Here is a 10,619-nt window from a genome sequence, read left to right as displayed (position 1 = left end):
GCGCCTCTGCGATTCGCAGAGGCGAGCCCGGTTCAGACGTGGCGTTCGACGGCTTCGAAGATGTCGGCGTCGGTTTCCTGCTGCCACTTGGGCAGGTCGTCCCAGTCGGCGACGTAGGCGGGCTTGGGGTCAGCGATGTGCTTGTGGATCTGGGCGATCCAGCAGGTCGCGACGAAGCGGCCCTTCTGCTCGCGGGTGAGCTTGGCGGTGGCGCCGGCACTGACGGCGACGAAGTCGCGGACCTGTCCGAACACGGCGGCGGCAGAGGCCCGTTCCCAGTCGGGAGTGTCCTCCCAGGGCGCGACGTAGCCGGGCTTCGGCTCGCCGGGGAAGTGCCTGCGCACCCCGGCGATCCACGCCTCACGGAAGATCCGGCCGTCCTCGGTCATGTCCTTCTCCTTCGATCAGTCGGTTGCTCGGAACCGCCATGGCTCGGCGCCGTCTTGCAGGTAGCGGGTCCGTCCGTCGGCGAGCGCGCGCAGGGCGGTCTGGAGGCGGTTGCGCTGGCGAGGGAGGAGGTGCGAGGCGGCTTCGGCGGCCGGGAGGAAGCGGGCCTCGGAGAGCTCGTCGTCGTGTGGGCGGAGGGCTGCCGCGAGGGCAGGGGCGAGGACGCCCGCGTCGAAGACGAAGGCGAGCTGGTCGTCCCAGGGTCCGTGCGGTGCGACCCAGTCCACGACCAGAAGGCCGTGCACGGTGATGGCGAGGCCGAGTTCCTCGCGCAGCTCGCGGACGGCGGCCGAGTGGGGTGGCTCGTTGGCCTCCGCCATGCCGCCGGGCAGGTCCCAGCCGTCCTTGTAGGTGGGGTTCACGGTGAGGATGCGGCCGTGCTCGTCGCGCAGGATGACGTCGGCGGAGACGCGCTTTCGGGCCTGCTTGGCATTGCCCTCGGCGAGGTAGGCGTTCCAGGCTTCGGTGTCGGTTGGTGCGGGCCTCACGATGGACCTCCCCGGGGCGACGGGATGATGTCGGCGAGCAGGAGGAGCCTGGTGCGTCTCGCCTCGTCGAATCGTGCCAGGTATTCGCGCACAGGCGTGTAGTCGCGGTGCCTGCCGAGGAGTTCGACGAGGCCGTCGAGCTGGTTGATCACGCGTACGGATCCGAGGGTCGGGCTGGTGGCGAGGAGATCGGTGCCGACGGCGACCGCCGCGTCCAGGTCGCCGTCGTGGATGTGCGCGCGGGCGAGGGTGACCCGGCTGAAGGCCAGCGAGCGGGCGCGGCCTTCCTCGCGGAGGGCCACGGCCTGTTCGGCACATCTGAGCGCGTCGGCCCGCCGTCCGAGGTCGGCGAACACCAACGCGGAGTCGCCGGCCAAGGTGGCGTGGTCGAACGGGCTCAACCAGGGATGTGACTCGTCGGCCTGTGTGGTGAGTGCGGCGAGCGTGAGGTCGAGCGAGCGGACGGCTGGTCCGAACTGCTGGGAGGCGGCGAGTGCTCGTGCAAGCGCGGCGTGCAACCGGGCCGTGAGGCTCGGCAGGTGAGGGCCTTGGCGAGCCAGTTCGATGCCGATCGCGGCCCAGTGCGAAGCCTGGCAGGGATCGCCCCTGTGGAGGGCCAGGTGGCTGGTGCCGGCGGCGATGTGGGAGGCGAGCGGCTGGTCGGCCGCTGCCCGGGCGAGGGTGAAGGCGCGGGAGAAGTGGCTCGCCGCCACCTCGTCCCGGCCGGAGTCGTGGGCCATCCACCCGGCCATCTCCGTGAGCGCGGAGGCGGCGGCGAACACCTGGGGACTGCTGCCGATGTCGACCAGGCGAGGAGCCACGACGGCGGACAGGTGGCGTACGACCGCGTAGTAGAGCCGACCGCCTCCGGTCTGGCGGTCGGCCGCCCGGAAGGCTTCCACGGCCGCGAGGTCGCTGTCGGTTGCCGAGGCCGGAGCGACGGAGGCCGGCGGTGCGGGGGTGGGAGTGAGAGGCTCCCATGGCCGTCGTGACAGGCCCAGGAGGTGGCCCGGGATGTGGAACGCGTCGGAGATCTGCTCGAATAGCACGAGCTTCTCCACACGGGTCCTGCCGTTCATATAGTCGTAGAGCCGCCCCTGGGTGATGTCGGCGGCTGCGGCCAGACGACGGGTGCTGACGCCACGGGAGTTGAGGAGGCGGAACACGACCCCCATGTCGCGGTCTGCGCACGCTGCCAGGAAGCGCTGGTCGTCGAGGAGCCCGGCAACAACCTGGCGGGGGTCCGGCCGACGGTCCACTGCTCGCTCCCTTGACGACGTAGGCCGATGGCAGGGCCACGCACAGTGCGGTGACGTCAACTTGGAGTCACTGTCTCGGGGTCGTGAGCATGCTTCTTCAGCGGGTTGGCCGGCCGGGAGCCGTTCGCGTAAGGGTCGTGCCGACGCGGGAAGGCGGCAGCCACCGACCACACCAAGGAGTGACCCGTGACGAGCAGGCCCGTAGAGGTGAAGCGTTCGAGGATTCCCTGCCGTCCTCAGGGCCCGCTGGGCGATCAGCCCGGTCGAAGTCCCCGTCCGGCGACCGCGCGGCTTCCGTACCTGCCGGAGTCGGCCTCGACAGCCCGTGAATTGATCCGGGAGAAGCTCCGGGAGTGGGAGCTGCCGCAGGTGATCGACGCGGCGGAGCTGATCGTCAGTGAGCTGGTGGCCAATGCGGTGAAGACGGGGTGTCTGACGCACATGACCGTCTCCGTCCGGCGGGTCACCGACGGGACTGTGCGGGTGGCGGTGCGGGACGGGTCGCGGGTGCTGCCGACCTTGCTGGTGGCCGGGGACGAGGACGAGGGGCACCGTGGGCTGGCCCTCGTCGACCACCTGACGCGAGGGCGGTGGGGTGCGGTGGCGGAGCAGTTCGGGAAGGTGGTGCATGCGGATTTGGTGGTGACCGCTGTCGCTCCGTGAGGAGGTCGGCGAGGCCGGTCAGTGAGCTGACCGTCCAATCTGCCTCGGCGGCCTGGCGGGCGTGCCACTCGGCGCCGATGTCGATGCCGGGGCGGAGGATCCGGAGGGCGTCCGCGTTGTCCCGGCCTTGGACCACGCGCCGCCGACGAGGGCGGACATCGTGTGCGCCGGCACGCCGAGCCGGCGGGCCCGGTCTGCCTAGCAGCGGGTGTCGGAGACGAGGGTCTCACCGATGTCGAACACCACGGAGCGGATCACGCGGGCAGCTTACTGTTCTGGGGTTCGCTGGTGGTTCGAGAGTGGGGATTCCAAGGGTGTCCGAGGCCAGGAAGCCGGTGTTGTACGTGGTGGTGTGTGCGGCGGGAGTCGCGGGCGGGGTGGGGGAGTTGATCGCCGCTGCGCAGGCGCAGGGGTGGGACGTCGGGGTGGTGGCGACTCCGAACGCGATGGCGCTCATCGACGCGGACGCGATCAGCGCGCAGACGGGGTATCCGATCCGCTCTGCCTGGCGGAAGCCCGGGGAGCCTCGGCCGCTGCCGGACCCGGACGCCGTCGTCGTCTCGCCGGCCACCTTCAACACGATCAACAAGTGGGCCCTGGGGATCTCGGACACCCTCGCCCTGGGGATTCTCTGCGAGTCGTACGGCTGGGGCGTTCCGGTGGCCGTGCAGCCGTGTCTGAGCGCGGCGCAGGCGGCGCACCCCGCGTACGAGGAGAGCCTGGCGAAGCTGCGGCGGATGGGGGTGCGGATCGCGGACTTCGCGCCCGGCTCGTACAGCTGGACGCGAGCCCTGGAACTGCTGCGGGACTGACAGAGTGGCTGATCCGGGACGGCGATCCTTGCAGTGTGAGGGGTGGTTGGTGCCGAAGCTCCGGAGGTAGCGTCCGGGCAGGTCAGCGAGGGTGTGGGAGGTTTCCGGTGGCGGCGGTCAACGGCGAGGTGTCGTTCTGGTACGCGGCGGACGGGGTGCCCGAGCCGGGGCCCGGGCTGCCGGGGGACCGGGACGTCGACGTGTGCATCGTCGGCGGCGGGTACACCGGGCTCTGGACGGCGTACTACCTGAAGAAGGCCGACCCCTCCCTCCGGATCGCCGTCCTCGAACAGCGCTTCTGCGGCTACGGCGCCTCCGGCCGCAACGGCGGCTGGCTGTACAACGGCTTCGCGGGGCGCGGTGCGTTCGCCAAGCGGTACGGGCAGCAGCGGGCGGCCGCGATGCAGCGGATGATGGACGAGGCGGTCGGGGAGGTCGTCGACACTGCCGCCACCGAGGGGATCGAGGCGGACATCGTCCGCGGCGGCGTGCTCGAAGTGGCCCGCAGCAAGCCGCAGTTGGAGCGACTGCGCGCCCACGTCGAGAGTGAGCGGGCCTACGGGGAAGGGCGCGTCGAGCTGCTCGGCGGGAAGGAGGCAAGGGAGCGGATCGACGTCGACGGCGCCCTCGGTGGCTGCTGGAGCCCGTACGGGGCCCGCATCCAGCCCGCCAGGCTTGCCCGGGGCCTCGCGCGCACCGTGCGCGGGTTGGGCGTCGAGGTGTACGAGGGGACGGCGGTCACCGCGATCCTGCCCGGCTCCGGCTACCGCAAGCCACGCGCCGTCACCTCGTACGGCACCGTCACCGCCGACCATGTGCTGCGGGCCACCGAGGGGTTCACCGCCGGGCTGCGCGGCGAGAAGCGGACCTGGCTGCCGATGAACTCCGCGATGGTCGCCACCGAGCCGCTGCCCGCCGAGTTCTGGGCGGAGACCGGCTGGCACGGCCGGGAGGTGCTGGGCGACTTCGCGCATGCCTACATGTACGCGCAGCGCACCGTGGACGACCGGATCGCGCTGGGCGGGCGGGGTGTGCCGTACCGGTTCGGCTCGCGGACGGACTCGGACGGCAGCACCCAGGTGGAGACGGTGCGCCAGCTGCGGGCGATCCTCGACCGGTTCTTCCCGGCTGCCGCGCACGCCCGGATCGACCACGCCTGGGCGGGCGTGCTGGGCGTGCCCCGGGACTGGTGCGCCACCGTCGAACTGGACCGGGTGAGCGGGCTCGGCTGGGCGGGCGGGTACGTCGGCAGCGGGGTGACCACCACCAACCTGGCCGGTCGCACCCTGCGGGACCTGGTGCTCGGCCGGGACACCGAGCTGACCCGGCTGCCCTGGGTGGGCCACACCGTGCGGCGCTGGGAGCCGGAGCCGCTGCGCTGGCTGGGCGTGCACGCGATGTACGCCGCGTACCACGCCGCCGACCGGCAGGAGGCGGCCGGCCGGGCCACCACCTCGCCGATCGCCCGGGTCGCGGACCTCGTCTCCGGGCGCTGAGCCGCCGGGCGCTGAGCCACCGGGTGCCGAATCGCCGATCGCCGAGTCGCCGGATGCCGAATCCAGGGCCGATCGCCGCACGCTGAATCCCCGGACGCGGAACGAGCACGGTCGGCGGTCAGGCCGCTGCGCCGGACCGTGTCGCGGCGGTCGTCGGTGCAAGCGTCGCGCCACGATGTGCGGATGACGGTGAACGAGGCGGATCCGCCGCCGTTGGCGGCGGACTCGGTGACCGGGGCCGGCCGGAGCAGCCGCCGCGCCGATCGGCCGTTCGGACGCGCCGCCGAGCGGAGCGGGCCCGCAGCACGGACGGTGAAGGCGTGCTGAGGAGAACACTGCCGGCCCTTGTGGTCGCCCTGCTGCTCTGCGCGCCCGGGAGCGGCGCGTGGGCCGGGTCGCCCGGTCGGCAGGTCGCGGTCGTGGACCAGGCCTCGCGCAGTGTGCTGGTGTTGCAGAGTGCCGAGGAGCTGATGGCCTATCGCGGCCCGGACCGGCTGCCGGTGGTCTGGGGCTGGAGTGCGGACCGGGCACCGGAGTTGGCGGATCTGACGCCCGCGCGCAGCTGGACGAACCCGGACGAGGTGAAGTCCCGGGTCCGGCAAGGGCGCCGGTATCTGCTGACGACCGCCTCCGGTGGGCTGGCGGCCGTCGTGGAGACCACCACGAACCGCATCCACTGGGCGGCGGACCTGGGGACGGCCGTCAACCCGCACAGCATCGAGCTGCTGCCGGACGGCAACGTGGCCGTGGCGGCGAGCGCCGGCGGCTGGGTGCGGCTGTACGCGGCGTCGCAGAGCCCGCGGGCCGCGGCGTACGCGGAGTTCCCGCTGCCGGGTGCGCACGGGGTGCACTGGGACGGGCGGACCGGCCTGCTCTGGGTGCTCGGGGACACGGCGCTGACCGCGCTGCGGGTCGGCGGAACCCCGGCCGCACCCACCCTCACCGCGGCGCGGAGCAGCCCGTTGCCCGGCCGTGGCGGGCACGACCTGGCCGCCGTGCTGGCGGCTCCGGGGCGGTTCTGGGTGACCACGCTGACCGGCCTGTGGTGCTACGACCCCGCCACCGACCGCTTCGCCGCCGTGCGACTGGCAGATCCGGCTTCCGAGCGGGACCTCAAGAGCGTCGGTGACGAGCCTGGTACCGGCCGGCTGCTCACGGTGGTGCCCGAGCACGCGGCTCCGTGCGACTGGTGCACCTCGGTGATCACCCTGCACCGGCCGGAGGGAGCGCGGTCGCTGCGCGGCACGCACCTGTACAAGGCGAGGTGGTGGAGTGGCTGGTAGCAGATTTTGGACCCCAGGGGGACGATCTGGGGGCGCGCGTCGGAGATACCACCCGAATTGCGGACGGCATTCGGCTGATGGGGCATATTGTGTACACCGACAAACTACTCCGATGGAGGTCAGTTTCCCGTCGCGGTCGGCAAACCATCCGTCGACCCCGGTCGGCTGGGATAGCGTCGTGGGGTCGGGGGGTCGACGCCGATCCGGTGTAATCGAACGCTAGCTACTGGGCCGTAATGGCCGAATGAGTCATGGAGAAAAACATGCGGAATTTCCGTGCGGAAAGCCGGCCGGATGGAGTCGACGACCTTCAGCTCGCGATGGAATCACTGGCAGCCTTCCCCTCCCGGAACGCCGGGAGCGGAGCGGATGTGACCGAGCGGCTCGCGGCCGTTCACGATTTGTGCCGCGCGGTCGACGCGGTGCTGGACAGTCTGGTCGTCCAGGCGGCCGCCGAGGCTGCCGAGGAGGGGTGGACCGCGGCCCGCATGGCGGCCGAACACTCCGGCTACTACGCCAGGTTGCAGCGCGCGCTGCTCCCCGCCGCTGCCGGGCTGACCCGGCAGTGAGCGCGGAGCGACCGGGCGTGCACGTGCTGTCCTGCCCCACCCGGTGGAGCGATGTCGACGAGAACGGGCACATCAACAACGCCCGTCTGGTCGGCTACGTCCAGGAGGGGATTTACGACCTGTTCCGTCATCACGAAATCGCTGTGCGGGAATCACTGTTCCCGTTCGGGTTCATTATCGCCAGGCACGAGATCGACTACCTGGAACAGTTGCACCACCAGCCCGAACCGTTGTCGGTGCGGCTCGTCGTGGAACGGCTCGGACGGAGTTCCGCGCAGGTCGAGGTGAATGTCTGCCGGGATCGGATCACCTTTATGCGGGCGCGGACCGTGGTGGTCGCGCGGGACCGCGAATCCGGCCGCTCACGGGCGCTCAGCCCGGCCGAGCGGATCTTTCTCTCGGCGTTTATGGCGGACGCGGCCCGCGCCCAGGCGCTCCTGGCGGCCACGACGGTGACCGCGGCGACGACCGTGCCGACCGTGACGGCGGTGGGTGCCGCCACGGCGGTGGCCTCGGCGGCAGCGGTGAGTGCGACGGCCCCGGCGCAGCGCGTACCGGCCGGTGCGGCCGCCGGCATGGTGACGCCGCCCCGGCGGCCGCGTCGGCGGTGCCACGCCTCGGCGGGGTGAACCGCCGTCCCGGGCCGGTGACGTGATCGACAAGGGCGTCGGTCCGCCCGGCCTGCGTCCCCGGCACCCCCGGTCTCCCTGGCCTCACCTGCGTCCCCGGCATTCCCGGCCTCCGTGGCGTTCCAGGGCTCCTCGGCCTCCACGGCCCCGACGGTCCCGCCGTACCGAGCCCGTCGTACCGAGGGAGAGGGCCGGTTCCGAAGGCGCCGTGGCGAGTTACGCTGAGCAGCATGGGCACCGGTACGCCCCACGGTGGTCACAGGCTGCGACCTCCCTCCAGGCCCAGGGCGAGCAGGCCGCCGCCGGTCCGGCCGGAGCCCGCCGACCGGAAGGAGGACGCGATGACCATCTCCTGGGAGGACTTCCTCGCCCGCGTCGTCGAGCGCGGCGAGTACCGGGGTGAGGCTGAGGCGGATCACGCCGCCCGGGTCGTGCTGGCCCTGCTCGGCGAGCACCTGGTGGGGTCCGAGCGGGGCGAACTCGCCGACGCGTTGCCCGTCACCTACGCCTCGCTGCTGCGCGACGCCGGGCCCGCGGCCGAGCCGCTGACCGCCGAGCGCTTCGTGCAGGCCGTGGTGGGCTGGATCGACGGGGCGACCCCGGCGACGGCGCAGTGGGACATCGGGGCCGTGCTCAGCACGGTCGCCGACCTGGTCCCGGGGGAGTTGCTGGACCGGGTGATCGAGCAGCTCCCGGACGGCTACGACCTGCTGTTCGGACACCCGGCACGGGCCTGAGCACGTTCGAGCGGCCGTCGTGCGCCGCTACCCGGTGGTGGCCCGGAACAGCTCCGCGCCCGGGCCGGTCAGTTCGACCGGTCCGGCGCCCGGGCGCAGGTAGGCCGACGCGCCCGCCGGAAGCGGGAGTCCGGCGCCGCCGGGCGCCCGCAGCAAGGCCTGCCCGGCGACGCAGAGCAGGATCTGCGGGGTGGGGAGGTCGACCCGGACGGAGGCGGCGCCGGGACGTAGCCGCGAGAGCCTGAACTCCTCTGCGGGCGACGGGAATTCCACCTCGACGCCGGTGCCGTCCCCGAGCGGGCGCGGCACCAGCACCTCGGGTTCCCCGGTGCGGAAGGACGTGACCGCCAGCAGGCCGTCCACGTCGACGTGCTTGGGGGTGAGCCCGCAGCGCAGCACGTTGTCGGAGTTGGCCATCAACTCCACACCCACGCCCCGGAGGTAGGCGTGCGGTACCCCGGCGTCCAGGTACAGCGCCTGCCCGGCGGTGAGCCGGACATGGTTGAGCAGCAGCGCGGCGAGCAGGCCCCGGTCGCCGGGGTACTCCGCGGCGAGGCGGGCGTATGCGGCACAGCTCGCGGCGTACGGTCCGCCGGCCGCCGCCGTCCGGTGCAGGGAGTCGGTGACGGCCGCGAGTTCGGCGGCGTCGGCGTGAAGGCCGGAGCGCAGCAGTTCGGGCAGCACGGCCTCGACGGGCCGGGTGCGCAGCGCGGTGGCCCAGGGGGAGAGCACGCCGAGGGCGTCCAGCAGCCGGGCGGTGGCGGCGGCCGGCCGGAAGCCGCACAGGGCCTCGAAGTCGCCGAGCGAGCAGATGAGTTCGGGCTTGTGCCCACGGTCCTTGAACACCCGCTCCGGCGCGTCCGGCGGAACGCCCCGGGCCTGCTCCGCCGCGTACCCGGCCTCGGCCTGGGCGCGGGTGGGGTGGACCTGGAGGGAGAGCGCCCGGTCGGCGGCCAGCACCTTGAACAGGAACGGCAGCGCCGGGCCGAACCGCCGTACGGTGTCCGGTCCGAGCATGCCGTCCGGGTCGGCGTCGATCAGCCGGTCCAGCGGCTGCGGGCCGGCGTCGCCGGACAGCAGGGACGGCGCCGACGGGTGGGCGCCCAGCCAGAGTTCGGCCTGCGGGGTGCCGTCGGGGGCGGTGCCGGTGAGCGCGGGGATGGCGGTGGGTGAGCCCCAGGCGTAGCGGCGGACCGGGTTCTGCAGGAGGGCGAACGGCAGGGGGCCGAGCGGCGGCATGCGGGCGGCTCCGGGGATGCTCAGCGGCAGAGCGCGGCCGCGCCGATCAGCCCGGCGTCGGTGCCGAGTTCGGCGCGGCGCACGTCCAGGCCGCGGATGTACGAGAGGGCGGCGTAGCGGTCCAGATGGCGGGCGAGCGGGGCGAACAGCAGGTCCCCGGCACCGGCCACGCCGCCGCCTATGACGACCCGGGAGAGGTCCACCAGGGCGGCCGTGGCGGCGATCCCGGCGGCCAGCGCCTGGGCGGCGCGGTCGAAGGAGGCGAGGGCGACCGGGTCGCCCGCGGCGGCGGAGGCGGCGACGGCGCGTGCCGTCCGGTCGCCGTCCGCGGGCTGCCAGCCCGCGGCGAGGGCCCGGCGGGCGATCGCGGTGCCGCTGGCGAGGCCCTCCAGGCAGCCGCGCGAGCCGCACGGGCAGGGCTCCCCGTCCAGTTCGACGGTGATGTGGCCGAGATGGCCGGCGTTGCCGCTGGGGCCGGGACGCACCGCGCCGTCGAGCACCAGCCCGGCGCCGACGCCGGTCGACACCACCAGGCAGAGCGCGTTGTCGGCGCCTCGGGCCGCGCCCTGCCAGTGCTCGGCGGCGGCCATCGCCACGCCGTCCCCGGCGAGGTGGACGGGCAGCGCGCGGGCTGCCACAGCCGGGTGTGCGGCAACCGCGGCGACCAGCGGGAAGCTCCGCCAGCCGGGGATGTTGACCGGGCTGACGGTGCCGCCGGCGAGGTCGACCGGGCCGGCGCTGCCGATCCCGACGGCCGTCACGGCGGCCCAGTCCGCCGTCCCGGCGAGCTGCGCCAGCACCTGGTGCACCACGGCGAGCACGGCCGTGCCCGGCTCGGCGGCCGGCGTGGGCAGCTGGAGCCGGTGCCGCAGCCGGCCGTCGCCGTCGACCAGCGCCCCGGCGATCTTGGTGCCGCCGATGTCGAGGGCGGCGAACAGCGGGGTGACGGGCACGGTGGGCTCCAAAGCGGTCGATGGGGTCGGCGCCCCGGCCGCGG

12 protein-coding genes are annotated in these 10,619 nt (G+C 73.3%); 7 read left to right on the top strand and 5 right to left on the bottom strand.

From position 1 onward, the window contains the following. Positions 1 to 32: 32 nt before the first annotated feature. From ACFU7Y_RS01640 to ACFU7Y_RS01630, 3 genes are read right to left on the bottom strand one after another with little or no spacing between them, the layout of a single operon-like run. The gene (locus tag ACFU7Y_RS01640) at positions 33 to 389 is read right to left on the bottom strand and encodes a hypothetical protein (protein ID WP_224283286.1); all 357 of its coding nucleotides are present in this window, start codon (positions 387 to 389) and stop codon (positions 33 to 35) included. 15 nt (positions 390 to 404) lie between these two features. Further along, entirely contained in the window at positions 405 to 935 is a 531-nt protein-coding gene (locus ACFU7Y_RS01635; RefSeq protein WP_224283287.1) for an NUDIX hydrolase, read from the bottom strand. After that, positions 932 to 2,194, bottom strand: coding sequence for a helix-turn-helix domain-containing protein (locus ACFU7Y_RS01630; RefSeq protein ID WP_380765990.1), 1,263 nt, complete (start codon positions 2,192 to 2,194; stop codon positions 932 to 934). The genes ACFU7Y_RS01635 and ACFU7Y_RS01630 overlap by 4 nt, the downstream gene beginning before the upstream one ends. 186 nt (positions 2,195 to 2,380) lie before the next feature. Between ACFU7Y_RS01630 and ACFU7Y_RS01625 the strand changes: the two genes are divergently transcribed. From ACFU7Y_RS01625 to ACFU7Y_RS01595, 7 genes are all read left to right on the top strand, one after another. Then, on the top strand, positions 2,381 to 2,857 hold the full coding sequence (locus tag ACFU7Y_RS01625) for an ATP-binding protein (RefSeq protein WP_380765989.1): 477 nt from the start codon (positions 2,381 to 2,383) through the stop codon (positions 2,855 to 2,857). 314 nt (positions 2,858 to 3,171) lie between these two features. Continuing rightward, positions 3,172 to 3,669 (top strand): flavoprotein, encoded by a 498-nt coding sequence (locus ACFU7Y_RS01620; RefSeq protein ID WP_380765987.1) that lies wholly within the window; start codon positions 3,172 to 3,174, stop codon positions 3,667 to 3,669. 107 nt (positions 3,670 to 3,776) lie between these two features. Then, positions 3,777 to 5,165 carry an FAD-binding oxidoreductase gene (locus ACFU7Y_RS01615; RefSeq protein ID WP_224283290.1) on the top strand — a complete coding sequence of 463 codons (1,389 nt, stop codon included), beginning with the start codon at positions 3,777 to 3,779 and terminating at the stop codon, positions 5,163 to 5,165. Positions 5,166 to 5,485: 320 nt separating this feature from the next. Beyond that, positions 5,486 to 6,448, top strand: coding sequence for a DUF6528 family protein (locus tag ACFU7Y_RS01610; protein ID WP_224283291.1), 963 nt, complete (start codon positions 5,486 to 5,488; stop codon positions 6,446 to 6,448). A 251-nt stretch (positions 6,449 to 6,699) separates the two neighbouring features. Then, positions 6,700 to 7,017 carry a hypothetical protein gene (locus tag ACFU7Y_RS01605; RefSeq protein ID WP_224283292.1) on the top strand — a complete coding sequence of 106 codons (318 nt, stop codon included), beginning with the start codon at positions 6,700 to 6,702 and terminating at the stop codon, positions 7,015 to 7,017. A 17-nt stretch (positions 7,018 to 7,034) separates the two neighbouring features. Further along, complete coding sequence (locus ACFU7Y_RS01600; RefSeq protein WP_380765983.1) at positions 7,035 to 7,646, top strand: acyl-CoA thioesterase; 612 nt, start codon at positions 7,035 to 7,037, stop codon at positions 7,644 to 7,646. Positions 7,647 to 7,987: 341 nt separating this feature from the next. Then, positions 7,988 to 8,383 carry a DUF2267 domain-containing protein gene (locus ACFU7Y_RS01595; RefSeq protein WP_224285228.1) on the top strand — a complete coding sequence of 132 codons (396 nt, stop codon included), beginning with the start codon at positions 7,988 to 7,990 and terminating at the stop codon, positions 8,381 to 8,383. Between the two features lie 27 nt (positions 8,384 to 8,410). Here the strand turns inward: ACFU7Y_RS01595 and manA are convergent, their stop codons facing one another. After that, entirely contained in the window at positions 8,411 to 9,622 is a 1,212-nt protein-coding gene (manA, locus tag ACFU7Y_RS01590; protein WP_380765981.1) for a mannose-6-phosphate isomerase, class I, read from the bottom strand. 20 nt (positions 9,623 to 9,642) lie between these two features. Then, positions 9,643 to 10,575 carry an ROK family protein gene (locus tag ACFU7Y_RS01585; protein WP_380765980.1) on the bottom strand — a complete coding sequence of 311 codons (933 nt, stop codon included), beginning with the start codon at positions 10,573 to 10,575 and terminating at the stop codon, positions 9,643 to 9,645. Between the last annotated feature and the right edge of the window lie 44 nt (positions 10,576 to 10,619).

This window comes from Kitasatospora sp. NPDC057542 (genome assembly GCF_042801945.1).
Lineage (GTDB): Bacteria > Actinomycetota > Actinomycetes > Streptomycetales > Streptomycetaceae > Kitasatospora.
The sequence above is the reverse complement of the archived record's forward strand: the minus strand, read 5'-3'. Positions and strand labels throughout refer to the sequence as shown.

Bases quoted from the DNA above. Each gene is read 5' to 3' on its own strand.
- ACFU7Y_RS01640 (WP_224283286.1), bottom strand. From the start codon at position 389: ATGACCGAGGACGGCCGGATCTTCCGTGAGGCGTGGATCGCCGGGGTG.
- ACFU7Y_RS01605 (WP_224283292.1), top strand. From the start codon at position 6,700: ATGGAGAAAAACATGCGGAATTTCCGTGCGGAAAGCCGGCCGGATGGA.
- ACFU7Y_RS01595 (WP_224285228.1), top strand. From the start codon at position 7,988: ATGACCATCTCCTGGGAGGACTTCCTCGCCCGCGTCGTCGAGCGCGGC.
- manA (WP_380765981.1), bottom strand. From the start codon at position 9,622: ATGCCGCCGCTCGGCCCCCTGCCGTTCGCCCTCCTGCAGAACCCGGTC.